The sequence below is a fragment of the Nocardia colli genome, from assembly GCF_008704205.1.
GTDB classification, from domain to species: Bacteria; Actinomycetota; Actinomycetes; order Mycobacteriales; family Mycobacteriaceae; genus Nocardia; species Nocardia colli.
Genome location: NZ_VXLC01000024.1, coordinates 1 through 24,486, shown reverse-complemented (window position 1 = coordinate 24,486; position 24,486 = coordinate 1). Strand labels below are relative to the sequence as shown.

The 24,486-nt window shown below is 66.3% G+C and carries 25 protein-coding genes; 10 read left to right on the top strand and 15 right to left on the bottom strand.

The annotated features are described in order from the left end of the window. Window positions 1-119: 119 nt before the first annotated feature. The 3 genes from F3087_RS36650 to F3087_RS36645 form a co-directional block, all read right to left on the bottom strand. The gene (locus F3087_RS36650; RefSeq protein WP_223885623.1) at window positions 120-1,106 is read right to left on the bottom strand and encodes a threo-3-hydroxy-L-aspartate ammonia-lyase; all 987 of its coding nucleotides are present in this window, start codon (window positions 1,104-1,106) and stop codon (window positions 120-122) included. Between the two features lie 119 nt (window positions 1,107-1,225). Then, entirely contained in the window at window positions 1,226-1,351 is a 126-nt protein-coding gene (locus tag F3087_RS47230; RefSeq protein ID WP_263407268.1) for a hypothetical protein, read from the bottom strand. 117 nt (window positions 1,352-1,468) lie between these two features. After that, window positions 1,469-1,783 (bottom strand): hypothetical protein, encoded by a 315-nt coding sequence (locus F3087_RS36645; RefSeq protein ID WP_150406723.1) that lies wholly within the window; start codon window positions 1,781-1,783, stop codon window positions 1,469-1,471. A gap of 379 nt (window positions 1,784-2,162) precedes the next feature. Between F3087_RS36645 and F3087_RS36640 the strand changes: the two genes are divergently transcribed. After that, window positions 2,163-3,080 carry a YihY/virulence factor BrkB family protein gene (locus F3087_RS36640; RefSeq protein ID WP_223885622.1) on the top strand — a complete coding sequence of 306 codons (918 nt, stop codon included), beginning with the start codon at window positions 2,163-2,165 and terminating at the stop codon, window positions 3,078-3,080. 17 nt (window positions 3,081-3,097) lie between these two features. Here F3087_RS36640 and F3087_RS36635 read toward each other — a convergent pair whose 3' ends face one another. Beyond that, complete coding sequence (locus F3087_RS36635; protein ID WP_150406721.1) at window positions 3,098-4,330, bottom strand: MFS transporter; 1,233 nt, start codon at window positions 4,328-4,330, stop codon at window positions 3,098-3,100. A gap of 85 nt (window positions 4,331-4,415) precedes the next feature. On the opposite strand from F3087_RS36635, the gene F3087_RS36630 reads away from it, so the two are divergent. Continuing rightward, window positions 4,416-4,883, top strand: coding sequence for a winged helix-turn-helix transcriptional regulator (locus F3087_RS36630; RefSeq protein WP_150406720.1), 468 nt, complete (start codon window positions 4,416-4,418; stop codon window positions 4,881-4,883). Between the two features lie 7 nt (window positions 4,884-4,890). Here the strand turns inward: F3087_RS36630 and F3087_RS36625 are convergent, their stop codons facing one another. Next, window positions 4,891-5,802, bottom strand: a complete 912-nt coding sequence (locus F3087_RS36625) for an SAM-dependent methyltransferase (RefSeq protein WP_150406719.1) — start codon at window positions 5,800-5,802, stop codon at window positions 4,891-4,893. Between the two features lie 343 nt (window positions 5,803-6,145). Between F3087_RS36625 and F3087_RS36620 the strand changes: the two genes are divergently transcribed. From F3087_RS36620 to F3087_RS36605, 4 genes are all read left to right on the top strand, one after another. Next, the gene (locus tag F3087_RS36620; RefSeq protein WP_150406718.1) at window positions 6,146-6,898 is read left to right on the top strand and encodes a class I SAM-dependent methyltransferase; all 753 of its coding nucleotides are present in this window, start codon (window positions 6,146-6,148) and stop codon (window positions 6,896-6,898) included. Between the two features lie 219 nt (window positions 6,899-7,117). Continuing rightward, window positions 7,118-7,519 carry a VOC family protein gene (locus F3087_RS36615; protein WP_150406717.1) on the top strand — a complete coding sequence of 134 codons (402 nt, stop codon included), beginning with the start codon at window positions 7,118-7,120 and terminating at the stop codon, window positions 7,517-7,519. Between the two features lie 54 nt (window positions 7,520-7,573). Further along, entirely contained in the window at window positions 7,574-8,308 is a 735-nt protein-coding gene (locus F3087_RS36610) for a hypothetical protein (protein ID WP_150406716.1), read from the top strand. A gap of 93 nt (window positions 8,309-8,401) precedes the next feature. Then, the gene (locus F3087_RS36605) at window positions 8,402-9,046 is read left to right on the top strand and encodes a class I SAM-dependent methyltransferase (protein WP_223885621.1); all 645 of its coding nucleotides are present in this window, start codon (window positions 8,402-8,404) and stop codon (window positions 9,044-9,046) included. Window positions 9,047-9,140: 94 nt separating this feature from the next. On the opposite strand, the gene F3087_RS36600 is transcribed toward F3087_RS36605, so the two are convergent. Both F3087_RS36600 and F3087_RS36595 read right to left on the bottom strand, forming a co-directional pair. Then, window positions 9,141-9,626: a DUF488 domain-containing protein gene (locus F3087_RS36600; protein WP_150406714.1), complete on the bottom strand. Its 486-nt coding sequence runs from the start codon at window positions 9,624-9,626 to the stop codon at window positions 9,141-9,143. A 58-nt stretch (window positions 9,627-9,684) separates the two neighbouring features. Further along, complete coding sequence (locus F3087_RS36595; protein WP_223885620.1) at window positions 9,685-10,038, bottom strand: YybH family protein; 354 nt, start codon at window positions 10,036-10,038, stop codon at window positions 9,685-9,687. A gap of 63 nt (window positions 10,039-10,101) precedes the next feature. Here F3087_RS36595 and F3087_RS36590 point away from each other — a divergent pair, with 63 nt between their 5' ends. Further along, the gene (locus tag F3087_RS36590; protein WP_150406713.1) at window positions 10,102-11,076 is read left to right on the top strand and encodes a helix-turn-helix transcriptional regulator; all 975 of its coding nucleotides are present in this window, start codon (window positions 10,102-10,104) and stop codon (window positions 11,074-11,076) included. A gap of 104 nt (window positions 11,077-11,180) precedes the next feature. Here F3087_RS36590 and F3087_RS36585 read toward each other — a convergent pair whose 3' ends face one another. Then, on the bottom strand, window positions 11,181-11,786 hold the full coding sequence (locus F3087_RS36585) for a TetR/AcrR family transcriptional regulator (protein WP_150406712.1): 606 nt from the start codon (window positions 11,784-11,786) through the stop codon (window positions 11,181-11,183). Window positions 11,787-11,860: 74 nt separating this feature from the next. On the opposite strand from F3087_RS36585, the gene F3087_RS36580 reads away from it, so the two are divergent. After that, the gene (locus F3087_RS36580; RefSeq protein WP_150406711.1) at window positions 11,861-12,727 is read left to right on the top strand and encodes an oxidoreductase; all 867 of its coding nucleotides are present in this window, start codon (window positions 11,861-11,863) and stop codon (window positions 12,725-12,727) included. Between the two features lie 334 nt (window positions 12,728-13,061). Here F3087_RS36580 and F3087_RS36575 read toward each other — a convergent pair whose 3' ends face one another. Next, window positions 13,062-13,661 (bottom strand): TetR/AcrR family transcriptional regulator, encoded by a 600-nt coding sequence (locus F3087_RS36575; RefSeq protein ID WP_150406710.1) that lies wholly within the window; start codon window positions 13,659-13,661, stop codon window positions 13,062-13,064. Between the two features lie 27 nt (window positions 13,662-13,688). On the opposite strand from F3087_RS36575, the gene F3087_RS36570 reads away from it, so the two are divergent. Beyond that, the gene (locus tag F3087_RS36570) at window positions 13,689-14,429 is read left to right on the top strand and encodes an SDR family oxidoreductase (RefSeq protein ID WP_150406709.1); all 741 of its coding nucleotides are present in this window, start codon (window positions 13,689-13,691) and stop codon (window positions 14,427-14,429) included. Window positions 14,430-14,432: 3 nt separating this feature from the next. On the opposite strand, the gene F3087_RS36565 is transcribed toward F3087_RS36570, so the two are convergent. After that, complete coding sequence (locus F3087_RS36565; RefSeq protein WP_150406708.1) at window positions 14,433-14,846, bottom strand: VOC family protein; 414 nt, start codon at window positions 14,844-14,846, stop codon at window positions 14,433-14,435. Between the two features lie 1,156 nt (window positions 14,847-16,002). Further along, window positions 16,003-18,747 (bottom strand): DNA polymerase I, encoded by a 2,745-nt coding sequence (gene polA, locus F3087_RS36560; RefSeq protein WP_150406707.1) that lies wholly within the window; start codon window positions 18,745-18,747, stop codon window positions 16,003-16,005. A 165-nt stretch (window positions 18,748-18,912) separates the two neighbouring features. On the opposite strand from polA, the gene F3087_RS36555 reads away from it, so the two are divergent. Beyond that, complete coding sequence (locus F3087_RS36555; RefSeq protein WP_150406706.1) at window positions 18,913-19,539, top strand: hypothetical protein; 627 nt, start codon at window positions 18,913-18,915, stop codon at window positions 19,537-19,539. 17 nt (window positions 19,540-19,556) lie between these two features. Here F3087_RS36555 and F3087_RS36550 read toward each other — a convergent pair whose 3' ends face one another. From F3087_RS36550 to F3087_RS36535, 4 genes are all read right to left on the bottom strand, one after another. Then, a complete protein-coding gene (locus tag F3087_RS36550; RefSeq protein WP_223885619.1) occupies window positions 19,557-21,236 on the bottom strand; it encodes a DUF885 domain-containing protein in 1,680 nt (559 codons plus the stop codon). A 53-nt stretch (window positions 21,237-21,289) separates the two neighbouring features. After that, on the bottom strand, window positions 21,290-21,985 hold the full coding sequence (locus tag F3087_RS36545; RefSeq protein WP_150406726.1) for an ABC transporter ATP-binding protein: 696 nt from the start codon (window positions 21,983-21,985) through the stop codon (window positions 21,290-21,292). A gap of 89 nt (window positions 21,986-22,074) precedes the next feature. Beyond that, window positions 22,075-23,070: an ABC transporter ATP-binding protein gene (locus F3087_RS36540; RefSeq protein WP_150406704.1), complete on the bottom strand. Its 996-nt coding sequence runs from the start codon at window positions 23,068-23,070 to the stop codon at window positions 22,075-22,077. Then, entirely contained in the window at window positions 23,067-24,443 is a 1,377-nt protein-coding gene (locus F3087_RS36535) for a branched-chain amino acid ABC transporter permease (RefSeq protein WP_150406725.1), read from the bottom strand. The genes F3087_RS36540 and F3087_RS36535 overlap by 4 nt, the downstream gene beginning before the upstream one ends. Window positions 24,444-24,486 lie beyond the last annotated feature (43 nt).

Below are 24,486 nucleotides of genomic sequence, written 5' to 3'. Positions count from 1 at the left end.
CGGGTCGGTGTCCGTGTCGCTCTGACTTGGAATAAATTACGCGGCGGAGATCGCTAAGTCAAATCGCCTGCGCAGCGCGGGAATTCGCAGGCCAAGCGGCCCGGCTGCCGAGGACTGCACTACCCGGACGACTCCTGGGTACCACTGCCGCTTATCAGTCCCGCGAACCGCGATGCGCTGATATTGCCGCCGGAGATGACGACGCCGACCCGAGCGCCGGCGAGCTGGACCCGGCCCGCCAGCATCGCGGCGACACCGGCGGCTCCGGTCGGCTCGGCGACGATCTTCATCGTGTCGAACAGAAAGGACATCGCCGCCACCAACTGCTCGTCGGTCACCACGGCGATCTCGTCCACCAGCCTGCGGTTGACCGCGAACGTGAGTTCGCCCGGGATTTCGGCGGCCTGTGCGTCGGCAATGGTGCGTGGCACCGGGATTCGAACCCGGTGACCGGCTTCGAGCGAACGCTTGGTGTCGTCGCCGTCGACGGGTTCGACGCCGATGATCCGGATGCCCGGAGAAAGCGCGGTCGCCGCGGTGGCGCAGCCCGCCATCAGCCCGCCACCGCCGATCGGGGCGAGGAAGGTGGTCAACGGCCCGGTCTCCTCGATGAGCTCCAACGCCACGGTGCCCTGTCCGGCCATCACCCGAAAGTCATCGAACGGCGGAATGGCAGTCAGGCCGCGTTCGGCAGCCAAGGCCTCGCCGAGCGCGGTCCGATCCTGCGTGTACCGGTCATAGAGGACGATCTCGGCCCCATATTCCTTGGTGGCAGCCAGCTTCGAAGCGGGCGCGTCCGCCGGCATCACGATGACTGCCGAGGTGCCCAGCAGCCGTGCGGACAGCGCAACCGCCTGAGCGTGGTTGCCAGACGACCAAGCCACGACGCCGCGCGCGAGCTGTTCGGTAGTCAGTTGAGAGATCGCGTTGTACGCGCCACGGAACTTGAACGCGCCGACCCGCTGGAAATTCTCGCACTTGAGAAATACCTCCGCCCCGACCCGCTCGTTCAGTACCCGGGAGGTAAGCACCGGCGTCCGGTGCGCGACACCGGCCAGGCGGTGCGCCGCCGCGCGCACGTCGTCGATCGTGATATCGCCGGTCACGCTTGGCATTCTGCCATCCCGCGCGCGAGGCAGGCAGTGCTGTCACAGGCCACCCGCCTGCCGGCAAATCGACTGGCGCGCGCTCGCCGCCAGGCACTCTCCCTGAGGCAACCCGAGCACTAACCGAATTCGGATTCGATCCACAACGTCGGTTCTGGCGTGCCGGGCACCGGGTCGCTGTCGCGAGAACGGGTGACCATGACGACGACAACGATGACCGCGATGAGCGCGCAGGCACCGATCACGACCAACCACCTACGAGACAAGGCGTCGATCTCCTCCCAGCAGAGCAGGTTCCGTCCCCACCGGACGCTTTCGGCAGTGGTCGACGACGCACCACAGACGGCCTTGATTGCCGCCGCTCATGGAGTCGATCCGTCCATCGGTGCTGAGTAGCTTTCTCCGGTCAGTATCTGCAGTTCGACTGCGGCACGGCCGGCTGCGGAGGGATCGGGGTTGTTCACGGCTTCCTCGACGAGTTGGTCTCTGCGTGCTTTCCGGCGATGCTCCAGCAGCTCACGGAACAGGGCTGCGAGGGTCTCGTGGTAGGCGTCGTCGTAGTAGACCGGGAAGGTGTTCGACGGTGCCGGCTGGTCGGAGTCCTCGACATCCCAGTCGTATTCGGCGTCGTACAGCCATTGCCGTAGTTGTTCGTCGGTCGGACGTTCGGCCGTCACAAGATCACCCTTCCCAGTACCCGATGCTCGAGTGTCGCAATGATCGTCGTTGATCCTCGGATTCTCCGCTTCCGCGCGAACCCGCCAGGGCCGAGGAGACCGACCACCGACCTCGAAGGGGATCCTGCTGCGCGGCATCCGTCCCTCGTTTTCAGGGGGTGCCGGTGTGGGTATAGCGAGACGAGTCGGGCTGACCGATCTCGACGTCGTTACCATCTACGACTGCGTCGCGACCAGGAGCTCTCGGTCGAACACCAAGCATCTCAACAATCTTCACTGCGGGTAGCCATACGAGCCTGCAGGCACTGGACAGTCGAGCGAGGGATGAGTAGTCGGATTGGTCGCCAGGGTCGATAGTTTCCAGCAACGGCATCGCGGGGTGGGGTTTCCGCTGGCGGTGATCTACAAGTTCGTCGACGATCAGGGTGGGTACCTTGCCGCCTTGATCACCTATTACGCGTTCGTGTCGCTGTTTCCGCTGCTGCTGATTCTGACGACGGTGCTCAGCGTGCTGCTGAAGGCCGACCCGCATCTTCAGCAGCGGATTCTCGATTCGGCGTTGAGTCAGTTTCCGGTGATCGGCGATCAGATCAGCCGGCCGGAACGGCTCAGCGGCGGCACCGCCGGGCTGATCGCCGGAATCGCCGTTGCGGCGTTCGGTGGTCTCGGGGTGTCGGTGGCGATCCAGAACGCGATGAATGTTGCGTGGGCGGTGCCGGTCAACCAGCGGCCGAATCCGTTCATGGTGCGGGTTCGCGGGCTGATCGGACTGCTGATCGTCGGTCCGCTGATCCTCGGATCGACGGTGTTGTCGCAGATCGGCGCCGCGTGGCGGATCGGGTTCGGGTTTGCCTGGCTGGTGTTGCTCGCCTCGGTGGTGGTCAACGCCGGGTTGTTCGCGATGGTGTTCAAATGGGCGACGGTGCGATCCCTGAGCTGGCGGCAGATCGCTCCCGGCGCGGTTGCCGCCGCCGTCGCGTGGCAGTTGTTGCAGCGGTTCGGCTCGCTCTATGTCGGCCAGGTGGTGAGCCAATCCTCGGATACCAACGGGGTGTTCGCGGTGGTGCTCGGCCTCCTGGGGTTTCTCTATCTGGCCTCGTGCTCGGTGGTGCTGTGCGTGGAGATCAACGTCGTGCGGGTCGACCGGCTTTATCCGCGGGCGCTGCTGTCGCCGTTCACCGAGAACGTCAACCTCACCAGCGGGGATCGACGCACTTACACCGATCAGGCACAGGCTCAGCGCAACAAAGACTTCGAGGACATCACCGTCACTTTCGACCAGCCTCCCGAGAAGTAGAACCACCGAACGAGCAGTCAGCCCTCCACCGCAGCGGTCGCAATGTCGCGGCACTCCGGTTGCGGGACAGGCGAACTCGCGACACCGAGTCGAGTGACCTGTCCCAGTCCCCACAGGACCAGCGCGGACAGTGCGTAGCCCGCGCCGATCCAGCAGGCGGCCGGCCACCCCCAATTGCTGTATGCCCAGGTGGTGGTGATCGCGCCGAGCGCGGATCCGAGCGAGTAGAAGGCCATGTAGGCGCCGATGACACTGCTGGCGTGGTCGGGGTGGGCAGCGGTCAGCAGGTGCTGGCTACTGACATGCACTGCCTGGACGGCGAAGTCGAGCACGATGATGCCGATGATGAGCAGCCACAGGGTCGGTTCGGTCCGGGCTATGAGTAGCCATGAGCCGGTGAGTATCACCAGCGCGGTACCGGTAATCGCTTGTGCGCGACCGGAATCCGCCCATCGTCCGGCGCGGGCGGCGCCGAGCGCTCCGGCCAGGCCGACCACACCGAACAGCCCGATCTGCGTGGTGCCGAGGTTCCAGGGATCGGTGCCGAGCGGCAGGGCGAGCCCGCTCCAGAGCGTGCCGAAGGACGCGAACAGGAAGAAGGTGATCAGTCCTCGGTTCAGGAACAAGCGATCGGTGCGGACGAGCCGCCCCATCGATGCCAACACCTGCACGTACTTTGCGCCGGGAGTTCTCGGGTCCGTGTCGAGCGTCGTGCGGACGATGAGGGCCAGCACCACGCAGAGCACGGCAAGCAGCGCGTAGACGACCCGCCAGCCCACGGTGTCACCCAGGACGCCGGCAAGAACACGGACGCCGAGGATTCCGATCACCACACCGGAGGTCACCGCGCCGATATTGCGGCCGCGCTCGTTCGGCACGGAAACGGCGGCGACATAGGCGACAGTCACCTGCACCACGACCGCGAACAGACCCGCGATCGCCAGGCCGATCACCGCGATGGCACCGTTCGGAGCAACCGCCACGATAACGGCGCCCACCGCGGTGAGCATCAGATGCCCGGCGATGAGCCGACGCCGATTCAGCACGTCGCCGAGCGGAACCAGCAGCACGAGACCGGCGAAATAGCCGACCTGCCCGGCAGCGACCAACCAGCCCAGCGACCCGCGCGCCAACCCGAGGCCGCCACCCGCCGCCTGCAATACCGGCTGGATCGCATAGATCGTCGACACAGCCGCCGCGCACACCAGTGCCAGCACGAATCGCTGCGATCTCGTGACGGTCGCCGCCATCGAACCTCCAGAATTAGTAGCAAAATGCAACCATTTGAGCGTAGGGCATAATAGTTTCGAATTGCAACCAATCGGGCGGAGGCGCATGACAACCACACTCGGTTCCGGCCGCGATTGGACCGATCCCACCTGCCCGGTCGCGCGCACCGTCGACCTCGTCGGCGACCGGTGGAGCCTGCTGATCGTGCGTGACGCCATGGACGGCGCGGCGACCTTCACCGACTTCCAGCAGCGGCTCGGGATCGCTCGCAACATCCTCACCGACCGCCTGCGCAAGCTGGTCGACCACGGCATCCTCAGCACGAGCACCGCCCCGGGCGGCAAGCGGCACAGCTACGAACTCACCGCAGCCGGGCAGGACCTGTTCACCGTCGTCGTGGCGTTGCGTCAGTGGGGCGAACGGCACGCGTTCAGCGCCGGTGAACCCCACTCGACCCTCGTCGATCGCGACGGTCGCCCTCTCCCTCGACTACGCACCGAAAATCACGACGGCAAGCACGTCACGGCGGTGAACTCTCGGGTGGAGAAAGTGGGCGCGGCGGGAGATGCGTGATCGCGGGCTACTTGTCGAGCACTCCGCTGACGTAGAGCATGTCGCCCATGCGTAGGTCGTCACCCTTCAGGGGTTGAAGAGCGTTGGTGGCCAACAGGTCTCGGATTGTGATTCCATTCAGCACCCAGCCCCGGTCGGCTAGGTACGGAGCTGCCTCATTGCGCTCGCCGTAATATCGCAGCCGCGCCATGTCGGTATCGAAATTGTTCGCCCGCCAGCGTTCGGAGATGCGGTGCAGGCGTTCCTTCGTCTGGTCTTCCTGACCCGGTTGCGGGTTGGGTTTGCTTTCCGTGGCGACCCGGCTGCCCGGCGCACTGAGCCGAGTGATGGTGTCCAGCAGCCGATCCTGTGCTTCGGGCGGCAGATAGCCCAGCAGGCCCTCGGCGCTCCAGGCGGTCGGCCGCGCCGAGTCGAATCCGGCGGCGCGCAGTGTGGCAGGCCAATCGTCACGCAGATCGACCGCAGCCACCCTCCGGTCGGCGGTCGGCGCAGCGCCCAACTCGGCCAGTGCGCGGGTCTTGAATTCGATGACCGGCGGTTGGTCGACCTCGTACACCACGGTCCAGGCCGGCCAAGACAGCCGGTACGCGCGGGAATCCAACCCCGAGGCCAGGATCACGACCTGAGTGATGCCCGCGTTCGTCGCATCGAGGAAGAACTCGTCGTAGAACTTGGTGCGCACCTTGGCCACATCGATCCACACCTGTTCGACCAAGTCGCCGGGAGGCACCTCGCCGCTGGCCAACTGGGTCAGGAGGTCGACACCGACCGCCCGGACCAGCGGTTCGGCGAACGGGTCGTCGATGAGCGCACGATCCGCGCGGGTCGCGATCGCCCGGGCCGCCGCGGCCATGGTGGCGGTCGCGCCGACGCTGGACGCGAGGTCCCAGGAGTCTCCGTCATGCCTGGTTGAAGTCATGTTCTACCCCCATCTCCGACGACGTGGCGAGGGCGGTCATCAACCGACCTTGCCGGGTAGGCCGACGCTAACATCCGCCACCGACAAAGTGCGTTCGCCGAACCAACGGGTGCGAGGGAAGTGCTGTCGGCCAACCATTTTGGACGTACGACCCCGACACGTCGTATCGGCAAAGCCCCGACCTCGCCTCATGTCCGAAGTCGAATGAGCTTATGGCGCAACTGGTCTTGGACGCGCGGAATGGCCTCGACTTAGTGTCCGGGTATCCACGCCACGGATCCCACCGTCGGCATCGCCGCGCAAGATGCGAGGCGGCACCGATCACCCCCCAGGAGATGACCGCATGCGCGTCACCATTTCACCTGCCACGCAACGAGTTCTGCCGCTGCTCACCGATCCGCCGACCGCTCCCACCGCTCCACACGGCTACCTCGACCTACTCGGCCCGCAACCAGCCGACGACCAAGGCGTCAACACCGGCATCGTGCAGTCGCTGTGGAGCTCACGCATAGGCGCGTCCCTGTTCGACCACGCCGCGACAACCGCCCGGCGCGCCTTCGGCATCCTGCAATCACCGGCCGAACGGCTGCACCTCCAGCCCGGCCACACGGTACTCGACATCGGCTGCGGCCCAGGAGAAATCACCGCCGCACTCGCCCACACCGTGGGTCCGACCGGACTCTCCCTCGGCGTCGACATTTCCGAATCGATGCTCACCCGCGCCGCCCACCAGCACCACGCCGACAACATCGCGTTCCTGCGCGCCGACGCCCAGCGACTCCCCCTGCGCGACAACACCATCGATGCGGTGACCTGCATAGCCGGACTACAACTGATCCCCGATCCGGTCGCCGCGCTGGGCGAGATGATCCGCGTCCTCCGACCAGGCGGCTACCTCGCCGTGCTGGTACCCACCGTGCGCACCGGCCCGCTCGAACTGATCGGACGCTACCTACCCGGTGCCGGCGGTGCACGATTCTTCGGCGCCACCGAAATCGCCGACATCGTAAAGGGTTTCGAACTCGGCGAGGTAGGCACTCGTCGCGTCGGGATGATCCAGTGGACCTACGGTCAGAAGCTCCGCGCTACGAAATGAGGCTCTCCTCCCCGTAACCGCACGCTTCGCTTTGTGCGACGGCGAGCGGCGTAGCGGAGCCACGGCGACCAGGCAATCGAGGTGTCGGCAAACAGGAAACCCAGATCCTTGCGACCGCACCCCCACACCAGGTCGACCTCGCGTGTCGGAGGGTGCCGATACATTGATCGCCGAAGTTGCCCGCCACCATCGAGCTCTGCTCGGCCAGAAGGAGTTCCCGTGAACACACCCACCGCCTTCGCCAACGTCGTCTACCCCACTGCGGATCTGGACGCGAGCGTTACGGCGTTCACGGCGATGCTCGGCGCCGAGCCCGTCTTTCGCACCGAGGACTATGCGATGTACGCGATCGGCCTCGCGCTGTCGGCCAAACCGTGGGTGCGCCATCCGCTGCCGTTCTGGACCGTGGTCGACATCGCGGCGACGCACGCCGCGATGGTGGCCCTCGGTGCCAAGGCGCTGGGCGAGATCGCCGACGGATCGCTCGCCGAGATCGGTACCGCACCGATCGTCAACGGCGATCCGGAGACCGGCATCGTCGATCTACCCGGCAACCGCCTCGCCGTGCTCGAAGCCGTCGACGGAAACCTGATCGCTATCAATCAGCCGGTCGGCTGGTAGCGACTTCCGGACGCCCAGCCGAGGCGGACGTTCGCGAGAATCAGGAGAACAACAGTGGGGAAGCTGCACCGGCCCGGGCGTCCGGAGGATATGCCGGACGCGCGCGTGCTGTGGGCGCGGTGGGCAGCCGTGGCGATCACCACCTTCGACCGCGACGAGGAGCTCGAGCCGCAGCAGCATCGGTCGGGTTATTGGATCGATGACGACGGATTGCACTGGGATGACTGTGGTTGCACGTGGTGGGTGCTGAAGTGGTTCGGTGACGGTCGCGCCGTACTCGTCGGGGAAGACGAATCGAGCAAGGTCAAGTCGTACGAGCCTGCGATCGATCTGCTGGCCGGGGCACCGGAATGGGTTCCGCGGCAATATCTCCAAGGTCTGATCGATGACTACATGGTCGGCTGCATCTATTGGTTCGACGAGGGCGCCTGGCACCGCGCGAGTTACCCGGACGACCTGGCCGACGACGGACTCGACTGCGGCATATCGTCTTTGACGACCCGCGCGGGCGCGGTGGGCGAGATCGCCGAACAGTTGGAGTTCGACGGCAGCGACGACGGACTGCCCGAGTTGTGTGCGCAATTCATCGACGACGCCGAGCGCGGAGTTGTCACCGAGAACGAGCTTCGGTCCTTCGCCGGGGCGATGGTGCGGTTGCTGGTGCAGCACTACCCCGAGGACGATCACGAACCGCGCACCGACGACGACCTCGCCGCCATGTTCGCACTCGCACAGCGCGCCGGCATCGACACCGCCACCTGGACCGGCACTCTCGGCATTCGCAGCTGAACCAGGTCCGCGTGCACCGAACGCATGCTCGGCGACGACCTCGCCGGGTGCGATGACCCAGCCGACGCACGACACCGACGTAGCATTCGGAGCGTGAACGCCATTGCAGCGCGTGTGATGTCAGCCCTCGCCGGCCAGCTCGGCCACCCCCACGGCCTGTTGGGAAAGGTGGTCGCGGTTGTGCTGAATCGCGCCAACCGGCGGGACGCGATCGCGGCGGTCGAGGCTGCGTCGATCACCCCGGGCGAAACCGTCGCCGATATCGGCTTCGGCGGTGGCGCAGGCCTGGGGTTGCTGCTCGGCCGGGCCGGATCGACAGGTGTCGTCTACGGGATCGACATCTCGACAGACATGGTGACCCGCGCCCGATCCCGTTTCCACCGCGAAATCGACTCCAGCAGGTTGCGCCTGCTGGAGGGATCGCTGAACGACCTCCCACTCGACGACAGCAGCCTCGACGCCATCATCACGGTCAACACGATCTACTTCATCGCTGATCTGGACGAGGCATTCGCCGAACTCGCGCGCGTGCTCCGGCCCGCCGGCCGGGCGGTCATCTGCCTCGGCGACCCGGCCGCGATGGCCGAATTGCCGTTCACGCCTTACGGATTCAGACTGCGACCGGTCGCCGAGGTCATCGCCGAACTAGAACGTGCCGGGCTGTCGGTGAACCACCGTGAGGTGCCGGTAGGACTGGTGGCGGGGCACCTGCTGATCGCAAGCCACCCGCCCCGATAGCACCTGTCCAGAGCAGTCACATGAGCGAATTCACCCATCAGGCTTGCTGATTCGACGTTCTCGGCAAAGCTGAACGTCGCGACCGCCGGCGAGCTCAGCCGGGGCGGAGGTTCGTCACCGGCAGGCCGTGCTCGGCGTGCAGGCGCTCGGCGACGAGCGAACGGTGACAGGCCTCCGGATCGCATTCCACGCAGAAGAGCGCGGTCGTCGAGCCGCTCGGCAGGTCGGCCACCAGTGCGGCGAGGTCGTAAGGGTCGAGGATTTCGCGGGTGTAGCGCTCGGCGTACTCGGTCGCCAGCGCGACGCGGTTGCGCTTGCCTACACCTTGACGGTCGTCCTCACGGTACTGGAGGTGACGCAGTTCCGTCGTCGGCGCCAACTCCTTCATGTGTCGATACCCGATACCTGCCCCGGCCAGCGCGCTTTGGAGCCGGGCCGAGTTCGCCCAGGAGTACTCGGGCCCGCGTACGCCGCGGCGTTGGCGCAGGTCCAGCAGCAACTCCACGCCCCCGGTGGCGAGTTCCTCCAGGAAACCTTCGACGGTGAATCCGTAGACACCGATCGTCGCGATACGTCTCATCTCGATACTCCGCACAGCGCGGCGATGGGCTCGGTCGGACCGGCCCACCGCCGCCCCGCTACGGCACGAGTGACGGCTGGTCCGTGGCCCACAGCCACGATCCATCCGGCTGGCGGCGGGCGATCTCGACGGTGACCTCGCCGGTGGTCAGGGTGGATGCGGTCATGGCCAGGTCGCCGCTCACCAGCGCTGGATGCTGTCTGCCGGGCTCGAGCACCGGCGCGGCGGCGACGAACTGCTCGTACACCTTGCGGATCTCTGCGTGTCCGGTCGCGAGGCTGCCGGGCGGGAACGCCAGCACGGCGTCCGGCTCGTACAACGCCACCAGTCCGTCGACGTCGCCCGCGTTGGCTCGCTCGATGAAGAACTTGCCCAGGTCGTTCGGCTCGGTGGCCACTTTCTTGTTGGTCATACTGGTAAGCCTGTCAACGAATCACGACACCTTGTGTCGTGTATTTCTGCAAAGGTTTTCTGTATGCGCGCCGATCGGCTGGTCTCGATGGTGTTGCTGCTGCGCCGGCACGGCCGGCTGTCCGCGGCCGCGCTGGCGCGCGAGCTGGAAGTGTCCACGCGGACGGTGCTGCGCGACATCGAGGCGCTGTCCGCGGCCGGTGTCCCGGTCTACGCGGAACGCGGCCGGCACGGCGGTTTCGCCCTGCTGCCCGGGTTCCGGACCGAGCTCACCGGGCTGAATCACGACGAAGCGCTGGCCCTGCTGGTCGCCGGATCACGGCGCGGTGCACAGGCCTTCGGCCTCGGGTCGGCGCTCGCTTCGGCGGTGCTCAAGGTGGTGGACGCGCTGCCGGAAAGTTATCGGACCACCGCGGCCGACGTGGCCGAGCGATTGCTCATCGACCCGGAGACCGATCTGCTGTCGCGCCGGCTGAGCGCCGAGGAGGTGCCCGGCACCGTGTTGGCCGAGGTCCGGCGCGCGGTGTTCGCCGGGCACAAGTTGCGCATCCAGTACGCGGCGGTGGACCAGAAACCGCAGTGGCGCAAGGTTGATCCGATCGGGCTGGTTACCGTGCGGGATCAGGGATATTTGCTCGCCACGAAATCAGGCGCGGACCGCACCTACCGACTGTCCCGGATCTCGGCGGCCGAGGAACTCGCGGAACCCGCAGAGCGACCGGACCGGGTGAATCTGGAGCAAGCCTGGCAGGAACGCAGCACGCGGTTCCGGTCCGGCGGGGATCAAGTCACCGTGCTGGTGCGGTTGCACCCGGCCCGGCGGGAGGAACTCGTGGGCACCGCGCTGGCGGTTCTCGCCGAGGAGACCGACGCCGACGGCCAGTTGCGGCTCGAGGTCACCTTCCAAGATCCGCGACACGCCGAGTGGGCGCTGTGGCAGCTCGCCACGGACGCGGAAGCCCTTGCGCCGCAATGGTTACGGGCCTCCCTGCGCAACCGCGCCGCTGCCGTCGCCAGTTGTTACGAAGAGTCCTCCTGATTCATAACGCACGCCGATAGACGCAACCGGTCGCTGTGGCCGGAATGTGTTGGCCGCGTGTCGAACCCGGCACCGATCGTTGATGGCGGGCAGCTCGCACGCAACTACTGGGCGCGAAGGCCCAGGGCGTGGAGCCATAAATGGGTGAGGGTTGCCGCAGTGTCGTCGAGCGAGTTTCCGGTCTTCGACGCCTGGTAGAACGCCCGCTCGGTCATCCAGACGAGTGCGGTCGTGACGGCGTGGGCGCCGGTCGGGCTGTCGTTGTCGGAGAGGCCGGCGCGTTCGGCGATGGCGCGGGTGGTGTCGCGGATGGCGGCGACGGCCGAATGCCAGCTCTCGCCGATGGGCTCGACGGTCGGAGCGAGTTCGACGGCGGCACGCATGACATCGCCGTGGTCGCGCCACATGTCGCGGGTCTGGTCGATGCTGCGGCGCAGGGCGACGGCCGGTTCGCCGGAGGAGTCGGCGGCGTCGACTTCCGCGCGGAGGGTGGTCACGGTTCGTTCGACGAGGGCGGCCAGGACCGCGTTCTTCGAGGCGAAATAGAAATAGAACGCGCCCCGGGTGATGCCCACCGCCTTGGTGATCGTCTCGATCGTCATCCGGTCGAAACCGATGGTGTGCAGCTGTTCTTCGGCGGCGTCGAGGATGGCTTGCTCGCGCTGGTCGCCCTTGGTGGGCGCGGTTCGGCGGCGGGTGGTCTCGGGCACCGATCCACTCTACCCCGAGGCAATTATTTTCTACACTATGTCAATTTTTTCTATCGATGTGTAGATTCCGTGGCATGACTGATCGAACAACCGGCAAGACCTTCCTCATCACCGGTGTGAGCTCCGGATTCGGGCAGGCCATCGCAAGCAAGGCAATACAGGACGGCCACCTCGTGGTGGGCACCGTTCGGCGCACCGCCGATGCCGAGGCATTCCGAGCACTGCATGCAGACCGCGCGATCGCACGGATTCTCGATGTCACCGACGACCAGGCGGTCCTGGACACCGTGGGCGACATCGAGTCCACGGTCGGCCCGATCGACGTCGTCATCGCCAATGCCGGGTACGGGCATGAAGGGGTGTTCGAGGAATCACCCATGGCCGAGCTGCGAAACCAGTTCGCGGTCAATGTTTTCGGCGCGGTCGCGACTATTCAGGCGGTGCTGCCGCACATGCGGGCCCGGCATTCAGGGCACATTCTGGGGATCACCTCCATGGGTGGGCTCATGACCGTGCCCGGGCTGGCGTACTACCACGGAAGCAAGTACGCGCTGGAGGGAATCCTCGAGACGCTCGGCAAGGAGGTCGCGGGGTTCGGCATCCAGGTCACGGCCGTCGCGCCCGGGTCGTTCCGCACCGACTGGGCCGGCCGGTCCATGGTCCGCACCGAACGCTCGATCTCGGACTACGACGAGCTGATGGATCCGGTGCGCGCACACCGACAGGCCGCCGATGGCAATCAGCTCGGAGACCCGGAAAAGGCCGCGGCCGCGATACTTTCGGTGATCGAATCCGCAGACCCACCGGCTCACCTCATCCTCGGTTCCGACGCACTACGACTGGTCCGAGCAGGCCGTGCAGCCGTGGACGCCGAGATCGAGAAATGGGCCGACCTCTCGCGCACAACGGACTTCGCCGAGGGTGCCCAACTGCCGGGCTGACGGGGCACTGTGGCTGATCGCCGCTCAACTCCATTCGCCCGCTATCCAGGCACCGGGTTGCCGAAATCGTTTGAGGTAGTGGGTAATAGGGCGAGATTGGGGTGGCATAGGTTGCAGGAGGCGGGAAGCAGGACGGGTATACCGGAGCACAAGCCCGAGTGAGTCGGGCGAGCGTGCCAGGCGGATCGAACAAACAAGCCAGCAAATGGGGTTGCGCGCGCAGGCAGGGGCTGACAAGCAGACCAGGCCAGTGAGCCGGACGGGTCGGGCGAGCGAGCCGCGCGAGTTCGGCGAGCAGGCGCAGGTAAAGGGCAGGCGCGCAGGGGAATTCGCGTTATTGAGGGGTGCGGAGGCCGTTGATGAGGATCGAGAGGAGGCGGGGGGCTCGGGTGTCTAGTTCGGTGTTGTCTAGGCGGGAGAGCCAGCTGATGAGGATGATGATGTCGCGGGCTTCGGCGTCGGGGCGGATGGTGCCGTTGGCGCGGCCGGCGGCGAGGAGGAGTTCTATTGCGTCGCCGATGGGGCCGCGGCTGTGGGCGGCGAGATCCTGCCAGGTGGCGGCTTCGACGGCGGCGAAGATGTCGCGTTTGAGTCGGGCGTAGGTGGCGACTCGGTCGAACCATTCGGCGAGAGCGTCTACTGGCTGGTGGGTTGTCAGGAGGTGCGGGGCCGCTTCGACCAGGGCTTCTACGTCGCGGCGGTAGACCTCGGCGAGGAGGTGCTCGCGAGTCGGGAAGTGCCGGTACAGGGTGCCTTGTCCGATTCCGCAGGCCTTTGCGACGGCGTTGAGTTTCAGTTCGCCTGGCTCGCGGACGAGTTCGCGGGCCGCCTCGAGGATTCGTTCGCGGTTGCGTTGGGCGTCTGAGCGGCGGGTTTCGCCGCCCTTGACAGAAGCGGACACTTGTCCGCTAAGGTCGTCGGGGTAAACGGACATGTGTCCACTCTAGTCGGAGGGCGTTCGATGACCATCGAAGGCAAGGTTGTTGCGATCACTGGCGCCAGTAGCGGAATCGGTGAGGCGACGGCCCGTCATCTCGCCTCGCTCGGCGCGATCGTTGTGCTCGGAGCCCGGCGCACCGATCGGCTGGAGCGGGTGGTGGCGCAGATCGAAGCGGACGGGGGTGTGGCGGTCGCGACGCGCGTGGATGTCACCGATCCGGACGACGTTCGGTCGCTCGTCGGTCTCGCCATCGAGCGTTTCGGGCGACTGGACGTGTTGGTGGGCAATGCCGGGATCAGCAAGATCAGTCCGGTTGCCGATCTGGATGTCGAGGGCTGGTCGGCGATGATCGATGTGAACGTCAAGGGGATCCTGCACGGGATCGCGGCGGCTCTACCGGTTTTCCGCCGTCAGGGCAGTGGTCATCTGGTCACCGTCATCTCGACGTCCGGGCTGAAAATCGTTCCTACGCAAGCGGTGTACGCCGGGACGAAGAACGCGGTCCGCACTCTGCTCGAGGGATTGCGGCAAGAGAGCACCGACGGGGTACTGCGGACGACGTCGATCTCCCCGGGCTACGTCCGTACCGAGCTGATCGATCACGCCGTCGATGATCCGGAGGTGCTCGAGCAGGCCAGGCAGAACATGGCCGAACTCGGCATCGACCCCGCGGCTGTGGCACGGGCCATCGCCTTCGCGATCGACCAACCCGAAGACGTCGAAATCGGCGATCTGACTATCCGGCCGACTCGGCAGAATTGAGTTCTACTTCCGCGCGACCAGTTCGAGGGCGATGTTGTCCGGGTCGCGGAACTCCAGGATGTAGCTGACGCCGATGTCTTTGATGTCCTCGTGCTTCACCTCGCAGGCGTCGAGATGCGCTGCGGCGGTTTCGAGTTCGGCGAGGGATCCGAGGGAGAAGGCGAGATGGTCCAAGCCGACATTGTTCTCGTCGAACGGATCACTCCCCGCAGGCCGCAGCCCGATCAGCCCGTGCTTCATCTGATAAATCACCCCACCATGCAGAAACGCGAGACGCTGCCGTGTCTCCTCATCGGCATCCGCCGGAATCTCCAGCGCCACCGGCCACCCGAAGACCTTCTCGTAGAACGCCCGCGACCGATCGATATCGCACACCGTCAAACGCAGATGAGCAATGGACTCCACAGAGATCGCCATGCGACCGATGCTCGCACACCCCTCCCCTACCCGCCGGTTCGACCCGCACCACCCCACCACCGATCTCGAATGCCCTGAACATCAACAGATCTGGTATAGCCGCCCTCCCCCGATCGGCACCGGCACCCGACCATCCTCCGCCAACGATGAGCAGACATCGAACGAGACATCACGACAGACTCCCCACGGTGCGCCACCGCCATCTCCCGTTCGCGACCAACAGCCACCACGAGCGGGACATCACGACGGACTTACCCGCAATCCGCCACCATCACGTCCCACTCACTGTGAGCGGCAGCCGTGAACGGGACGTCACCGCGGGCATACCCGCAATTCACCACCACCATGTCCCCTTCGAGGTGAGTGGCCGTCACCAACGGGACTTCAATGCGGACCTGCGGCTGCGCGCCTTCTTGAATGAGACATCGGCGACAGGCCACCTCACGCTCCACCGCCATTACACCCCGTTCACACAAACCACCACCCGGCCGCGCACGAACCAGAGACCGAGACAGACCCACCCACCAATCACCACCACCACGTCCCGCTCACGATCAGCAGCCGTCCCGAACGGGACATCACGACGGACTAACCCGCGATCTGCCACCACCATGTCCCTCTCGGGACTAGCGGCCGCAGGTAACGGGACATCATCGTGGACTTCCACACCCTTCGGTGCAGCCATGTCCCGTTCGCACATATGTGTCGCCCGGCGCGCTCGGTCGACGGGCTGGCTCACGACTTTCGACCAGCGAATGTCACGTCGGCGTGCATGCCCAGCTCAACTCCCCCGACGAATCGGGCATCACGACAGGCCTTCTCGCGAGCCGCCACCACCATGTCCCGCTCACGATCAACAGCCACCATCAACGGGACGTCACCGCGGGCCTACTCGCAATCCAGCACCACCAGGTCCCGTTTACGATGAACGGCCGCCGCTAACGGGACATGACTGCGGGCTTCCGCGCAATTCGACACGGCCACGTCCCGTTCGCATGCGCCGATCACTCGGCACCCTCGCCAATGGGACGTCACCGCGGGCCTACTCGCGATTTGCCACTACTGTGTCCCGTTCGTGATGAGCGGTTGCGGTGGACGGGAGTTCAGGGCGGACCTGTCGCGCGCCGGACTAGTCGGCGCGCGGCAGGGACCTGGGTCAGTGGGCGGCGGAGTCCCAGCTGCGGCCGGTGCCTACGGAGACGTCCAGGGGGACGGAGAGGTGGATGGCGGCGGACATTTGTTCCTTGGCGAGGGACTCGAGGGTTTCCTTTTCGCCCTCGGCTACCTCGAAGAGGAGTTCGTCGTGGATTTGGAGGAGCATTTTGGAGCGGAGGCCGGCTTCTTGGATTGCCTTGTGCACGTTGATCATTGCCACCTTGATGATGTCGGCGGCGGTGCCCTGGATGGGGGCGTTGAGCGCCATGCGTTCGGCGGCTTCGCGGCGTTGGCGGTTGCTGGAGTCGAGGTCGGGGAGGTAGCGGCGGCGGCCGAAGAGGGTGGAGGTGTAGCCGACCTTGCGGGCCTGTTCGACCACCTCGTACAGGTAGTCGCGGATGCCGCCGAAACGGTCGAAGTAGACGTCCATCTGTTCTTTGGCCTCGGTGGTGCTGATCTTCAGCTGGGCCGCGAGACCGTAGGAACTCAGACCGTAGGCGAGGCCGTAGGACATGGCCTTGATCCGGCGGCGCAGTTCCGGGGTGACCTCGGCGATCGGGATGTCGAACGCCTTCGACGCGACGAACGTGTGCAGATCTTCGCCGGAGTTGAACGCTTCGATCAGCGCCTCGTCCTCGGAAAGGTGCGCCATGATGCGCATTTCGATCTGGCTGTAGTCCGCGGTCATCAGCGACTGGTAGCCGGCGCCGACGACGAAGGTGTCGCGGATCTGCCGGCCGGTGTCGGTGCGGATCGGGATGTTCTGCAGGTTCGGCTCGGTGGAGGAGAGCCGGCCGGTGGCGGCGATGGTCTGGTTGAACGTGGTGTGGATGCGGCCGTCGTCGGCGACGCACTTCAGCAGGCCGTCGACGGTCACCTTCAGCCGGGTCGCGTCGCGGTGCTCGAGCAGGTGTTGCAGGAACGGGTGCTCGGTCTTCTCGAACAGCGATTCCAGCGCGTCGGCGTCGGTGGTGTAACCGGTCTTGGTGCGCTTGGTCTTCGGCATGTCGAGCTCGTCGAACAGCACGACCTGCAGCTGCTTGGGCGAGCCGAGGTTGATCTGCTTGCCGATCACCTCGTAGGCCGCGTTGGCCGCCTCGGTCACCTTGTCGGCGAACTGGCGTTGCAGCGTCTCCAGCTGATCGGTGTCGACCGCGATGCCCGCGTCTTCCAGGTTGGCGAGGACGCTGAGCAGCGGCAGTTCCATATCCTCCAGCAGCGGAACGGATTCGATCTGCTGGAGTTCGGTGTCGAGGGCGTCGGCGAGGTCGGCGACGGCCCGGGCGCGCAGCATTTCGGTCTGCGCGACCTCGGCGTCGACGGTGTCCTCGTCGTCGAGCAGGGACAGCTGCGGGGTCTCGTCGGTCTCGGCGCGCAGCTCGCGGCGCAGGTAGCGCAGGGAGAGGTCGTCGAGGTTGAAGCTGCGCTGGCCGGGGCGGACCAGGTACGCGGCGAGCGCGGTGTCGCTGGTGAGACCGCCGAGGGTCCAGCCGCGGCCGCGCAGGGCGTGCATGGCGGACTTCGCCTCGTGCAGCGCCTTCGGCACGGCCGGGTCGGCGAGCCAAGCGCCCAGTGCCGCTTCGTCTTCGGGGGTCAGGATCGAGACGTCGATGTAGCCGCTCTCGCCGTCGGCGGCGGCGATGGCGAGCGCGCGCACGTCACCATTGCCGGGTGTGCCGGAGCCGACGATCGAGACGCCCTGCCGGACACCGGCTTTCGCGTGCTCGGCGAGCCAGCCGGCCACCGCGCCGACCTCCAGTGCGCCGCCGCTGATCTCGAAGCCCGCCTCGGCCTCCGGTTCCTTCGGGGCCAGGGTCTCGAACAGCCGGTCCCGCAGCACGCGGAACTCCAGGTCGTCGAAGAGCTGGTGAATCTTGTTGCGGTCCCACGGTTGCTGCGCCAGCTGATCGGGGGTGTAGGGCAGCGGCACGTCGCGGATCATCTCGGTGAGCTGACGGTTCAGCACGACGCTGCTCAGGTTGGCGCGCAGTGCCTCGCCGACCTTGCCCTTCACCTCGTCCACCTTGTCGACCAGGCTGTTCAGGTCGCCGTATTCGCGGATCCACTTGGCCGCGGTCTTCTCCCCCACGCCGGGGATGCCGGGCAGGTTGTCGCTCGGGTCGCCGCGCAGCGCCGCGTAATCCGGGTACTGGGCGGGGGTGAGACCGTACTTCGCGAACACCTCGTCGGGGGTGAAGCGGGTCAGGTCGGAGACGCCCTTGCGCGGGTAGAGCAGCGTCACATTCTCGTCGACCAACTGGATGGCGTCGCGGTCGCCGGAGACGATCAGCACCCGGAAGCCCTGCGCCACGGCCTGCGTGGTGAGCGTGGCGATGAGGTCGTCGGCCTCGAAGCCGTCGATCGCCATCACCGGGATGCCCATCGCGCCGAGCACGTCCTTGGTGAGTTCGACCTGCCCGCGGAACTCGTCCGGTGTCTGCGAACGGTTCGCCTTGTACTCCGGGTACGCCTCGGTGCGGAAGGTCTTCCTGGATACGTCGAACGCCGTCGCGATGTGCGTCGGCTTCTCGTCGCGCAGCAGGTTGATCAGCATCGCGGTGAACCCGTACACCGCGTTGGTGGTCTGCCCCGTCACCGTCTTGAAGTTCTCCGCCGGTAGCGCGAAGAACGCGCGATAGGCAATCGAATGCCCATCCAGCAACAGCAGAGTCGGCCGGTCACCCGACCCGGAATCGCTGGAGCCGGACGCGGTGGCAGGACGCTGAGCAGTCGTGGGTGAACTCACGCCACAGAGTGTAGGGACCAGCACCGACAAGGTGATACGCCGACACCCGCCTCATCCACGTCGGCTGCGAACCACGCCTGTCCGACACACCGCTGCCGGCCGGCGGTACGGCATACGATTCGGCTGCCGTACCGGCCGCAGTGTTACGAGGAGTTCGAAATTCCGATGGTTCGTTCCGCCGAAGTCATGCACGCCTATCTGATCGATCAGGTGAATCTGATGCTGCGCCGACTCGAGATGTATGGCGGTGAACCGGCGCTGTGGACACTGTTCGACCATCTGTTCTTTCTGGAAGACGCCGATAACGGAGTGGCTGACCTGCATGAATCCTGGCGTGCGCGCAACGCTTTCACCCCTACCGGTGTCCAGGGTGCGCTGAAACGTCACCTCCCGGAAGGACTCCGCTCGGCGCTGCCCTCGATGTACGCCGAGGCCGCTCGGCAACGCGGCTGGCTCCGGGTCGACCGGGCACTCACCAGCGCAGAGCACACCACCTTGTGCGGCTCGGTCGAATCGTTCGTCACCACGAACCGCACATTGGCCGACGTGCTCGACGCATTCGGCCAACCCAGCGCGCTGTTCGGCGGCACGAACCCGCGGTGCGAGAAAACGCTGGCCTATGCGACCGACAACAAATCAGACCCGATGGTCTTCTTCCACCTGTGGAACAGCCGCGACGAGTACACCGAACCGATCCTCCTCGCGATCCGCCACGGCGCAGGCCCGTTTGCGGCGTCCTTCGCTTTTACCCCCGAAGGCATCCGACGCCGCCCGACCGAGGATGAATCCTGAGACGGGCGGCGGCCGGATCACAGCAAAGAAGCGACGAGTTCGCGGAGGACGGGGAGGCTGACGGAACCGGAGCCGAGGACCTTGTCGTGGAACGCCTTGATGTCGAACGCGCTGCCGAGGCGTTCGGTGGCGTTGAGCCGTTGGCGGCGGATTTCGAGCTGGCCGATTTTGTAGCCGACGGCTTGGCCTGGCATGCCGATGTAGCGGTCTACCTCGGTGGTGATCTCGGCGATGCCGGCGGGGGCGTTGGCGACCATGAAGTCGATGGCCTGCTGCCTGGTCCAGCCTTTGGCGTGCAGGCCGGTGTCGACGACGAGGCGGCAGGAGCGCAGGGAGTCGCCGGCGAGCATGCCGAGGCGGCCGAGATCGTCCTCGTACAACGACATTTCCTCGGCGAGACGCTCGGTGTAGAGCGCCCAGCCTTCGACGAACGCGGTGTTCGCGTAGGACTGGCGCTGGAAACGCGGCAGATGGTCGAGTTCGTTGGCGATGGTGAGTTGCAGGTGGTGGCCGGGGATGGCCTCGTGGAAGGCGACCGCGGCCGTCTCGAACCGGCCACGACCGGTGGGGTGATAGGTGTTGACGAAGTAGGTGCCGGGGCGGGAACCGTCGGCGGCGGGCGGGAAGTAGTAGGCGGCAGGCGCGTCCGCGGCGAGGAAGTCCGGCATCGCGACGATGTCGCAGGATTCCTTGGGCAGCCGGCCGAACCAGTTGCCCATCTCGGCGTTCGCCGCGGTGAGCGCGTGCCGCGCGTCGAACATGATCTGCTCGCCGTCGACGTAACACAGCGACGGATCGTCGCGCAGCCTGGCGAAGATCGGACCGAGCTCGGCGGTGCCGAACAACCGCTCGCCGACCGTCGCGTACTCCTCGCGCAGCGCCGCGAGTTCGGTCAGGCCGAGCTCGTGGATCTCCTCGGCGCCGAGATCGGGCAGGGTGGTGTGGTAGCGCAGCTGGCGGCGGTAGATGTCCTCGCCGTCGGCGCCGAGCCAGCACAGACCGGGCTGATCGTCGGAGCGGCTCGCGGGCAACAGCTCGTCGAAGAGCACCTCGCGATAGCTCTGGAACGCCGGGCGGATGATATCCCTTGCCACATCGGTCAATTCGGCCCGCCAGAACGCTTCGCCGTCCCAGTCCGGCGGACCGGCGAAGGTGACGAACGGATCCGTGGCAAGGTCCGAGGCCAGGTAGCTGTCGAGCTGGTTCAGCGACCGCTCGAGGGTGATCCGGGGCGGCGTGCGCCCCGCGGCGAGGCCGGCGCGGAACCGTTCGACCGCCTGCCCCAGCATGTCGCCGTACTGCCGGAACCGCAGCACCAGCGCCCGCGCGCTCCCCGGCGTCGGCGCGTTGGTCTGCGGCGCCATCGTCAACAGGTAGGCGTGCACGCCTTCCATCTGATCGGAGGCCAGTTCCACCGGGCGCCATTCCAGCCGGTCGATCACCCCGGTCAGTTCGGTGCGCAGCAGGCTGCGAGTGATTCGATCGGTCTCGTCGAGCTGCTCGGCGTCGAGCGCGTCGACCTTGCCCAGCAACTCGCGCCAGGTCGCGAGCAACCGCTCGTCGGCCGCGGCGGACAGATCCTCGATGCGGTCGTCGAACCGCCGATCGCCGAGCAACGTCGCGTCGCTCGGTTTGGCCTCCAGGAAGGTGTCCCAGTACCGCTCGGCCAGACCTGTCAGCTCATCATGACCATTCATGGTCACGATCATGCCTCGAGGCGGGCCTTGCGGCACTGGGGTTTACACCGTGACTATCCGACGCCGAGGTAGGCCGACTTCACCGACGGATCGGTGAGCAGGTCCCGGCCGGAGCCGGTCTTGGTGACCTCGCCGGTCTCCATGATGTAGGCGCGATCGCTGCGCGAGAGCGCCTGCTGGGCGTTCTGCTCGACCAGCAGCACCGTGGTGCCCTGCTGGTTGATCTCCGAGATGATCCGGAAGATCTGCTGAATGATCATGGGCGCCAAGCCCATCGACGGTTCATCCAGCAACAGCAGCCGCGGCCGGGCCATCAGCGCGCGCCCGATAGCGAGCATCTGCTGCTCGCCGCCGGAGAGCGTGCCGCCGACCTGCTTGCGCCGCTCGGCCATCCGCGGGAACAGCTCGAACACCCAGTCGAGCGTCTTGCTGTACTCCGCCTTCTGCTTGAACGGCCTTCCGTAACAACCCATGTCGAGGTTTTCCTGCACCGTCATGCCGGGGAACACGCCCCGGCCCTCCGGTGCCTGGATCAGGCCTTCGCCCACTCGTTCGTGCGCCTTCATGTGGGTGATGTCGCGACCCTCGAACATGATCTTGCCGCGGGTCAGCGGCAGCAGCCCGGACAACGCCCGCATGGTGGTGGTCTTGCCCGCGCCGTTCGCGCCGAGCAGGGTGACCAGCTCGCCGGCCGCCACGGACAGCGAAATCCCGTGCAGCGCCTGGATTCTGCCGTAGTTGACGACCATGTCGGTGACCTCGAGCAGCGCGTCGGAACTGCCCTTGGTCACGTCGACGGTCTGCTGATCCGGTTCTCTGTGCGATGCCATCGCTGCTCCTACCCGTCCGTCCCGTGCGCGCTTGCCGTCCCCGACTCGGTGCCGTCGTCGGGCACACCGAGATAGGCGGCGATCACCGCGGGGTCCTCCCGGATTTCGGCGGGCAGCCCGTCCGCGATCTTGCGGCCGAACTCCAGCACCACGATCCGGTCGGTCACGCCCATCACCAGGCGCATGTCGTGCTCGATCAGCAGGACGGTGAACCCGTCGTCGCGGATCTTGCGGATCAGATCCATCAGCGCCGACTTCTCGCTCGGATTGAACCCGGCGGCGGGCTCGTCCAGGCAGAGCAGCTTCGGCTCGGTGGCCAGCGCCCTGGCGATCTCCAGGCGACGCTGATCGCCGTAGGACAGGTTGCGCGCCTTCTCCACCGCTTTCGGTGCGATGCCGACGAATTCGAGCAGCGCCATGCCCCGCTCGATCGCGTCGTGCTCCTCGCGCCGATGCCGGGCGGTGCGGAAGATGGCGCCGGGCACCGAGGTCTTGTGCCTGGCGTCGGTGCCGACCACCACATTCTCCAGCGCGGTCATCTCGCCGAAGAGCCGGATGTTCTGGAAGGTGCGCGCGATGCCGAGCCGGGTGATGGCGTTGCGCTTGGTCTTGGTCAGCGGCGCGCCGTCGAAGTACACCGTGCCGGACGCGGGCCGGTAGACACCGGTGATCGCGTTGAAGCAGGTGGTCTTGCCGGCGCCGTTGGGTCCGATGAGGCCGAGGATCTCGCCGCGGCGGATCTCGAAGCTCACCGCGTCCAACGCGGTCAGGCCGCCGAACTTCACGGTCAGGTCCTCGGTACGCAACAGCGGCGCACCGACGGCCGTCTCGATCTCCCGGCTGGAGGCGACGACCTCCGCGACCGTTTCCGCGTCGGCCAGGTCCGGGATCACCGCGGTCAGATCGACCACGCCGGCACTGGGTTCGGTCTCGGGTTCGGCGGCGTAGCCCGCGGCCATGTCCTCGTTGTCGAACAGTGCGCCACCGGCGCCCGGGCCGGTCATCGGGTCGCCCCGATCGCGTCGTCGCCGAACGGCCTGCGCACGGCCTGGTACACCTGACGCCCGTAGGCGAGCAGCTTCTGCCGGACCGGGAGAAGGCCCTGCGGTTTGAAGATCATGACCACCATCAGCGTGATACCGAAGAACAGATACTTGTAGTCGCCGAGCGACTGCGCGCCCGGTTCGTGGAACTTCAGCACGTTGCCGAGCAGGGCGAGCAGCACCACGACCGCAACGACCGACCCGGCCACATAACCCAGTCTGATCGGTCGCTCCTGATCACGAGCCCACCTGCGCCAGAACACGATCAACGCGACGATGACGGCGATGCTGACCACGATCAGCAGCCAGCCGACCGCGGTCTGCCCGACGGCCTGCACCGAGAGCAACCGGTTCGGCAGGTACACGATGATGAACGCGCCGACGATCACGCCGAGCTTGTTGCCCTGCCCGCCGATGACCACCGCGCACAGGAACAGCATCGAGTTGATGATGTTGAACCCGGTCGGGTTGATGAACTGCACCTGACCCGCGTACAGCGCGCCGGAGAGGCCGCCGACCGCGGCGCCGATCATGAACGCCCACAGCTTGAACTTGAACGTCGGCACGCCCATGATCTCGGCCGCGTCCTCGTCCTCGCGGATGGCGACCCAGGCCCGGCCGACTCGGCTGCGCTCCAGGTTGCCGACGATCAGCAGGACGATGATCACCAGGATCATGCCGACCCAGAACCACCAGGTGCCGGCGTTCGCCTTGTCGAAGATGTTGGAGGTCTCCGAGTTTCCGACATTGCCGGAGGAGAACACGCCGTTCTGCTTGTGCTCGGACTCGCCGATGTGCGGGTAGGCGATGCCGGACAGGCCGAGGCTGCCGTTGGTCACGTCGCCGAGGTTGTCGGCGAGCAGCCGGACGATTTCACCGAAGCCGAGCGTCACGATCGCCAGGTAGTCGCCGCGCAAGCGCAGCGTCGGGGTGCCGAGGATCAGGCCGGAGACCGCGGTGACCGCCGCCGCCAGCGGCAGGCAGGCCAGCCAGGCCCAGTCCTCGCTCAGCCAGCCGCCGTCCGTCTGATTCCACGGACTGTTCGGACTGGTGAGCAGGCCGACGGTGTACGCACCGACGGCATAGAAGCCGACATAACCGAGGTCGAGCAGACCCGCCTGTCCGACAACGACATTCAGGCCGACCGCGAGCAGCGCGTACATGGCGAACTGCGCCATCACGCCGCCGAAGCTGGTACCCGGGGTGTCGAGGAACGGCGGCGGGAACAACGGAAGCAAGGCCAGCAGGATGATGGCCGGGATACCGACGGCCCACTGCGCCGGCCGGGACAATCCGCCCCACCAGGACCGCAGGCTGTCGCCGATGCCGTGCATCGGCCGCTCCGGCTTGGTCGGCGGGGTAACGGTTTTCGTGTCA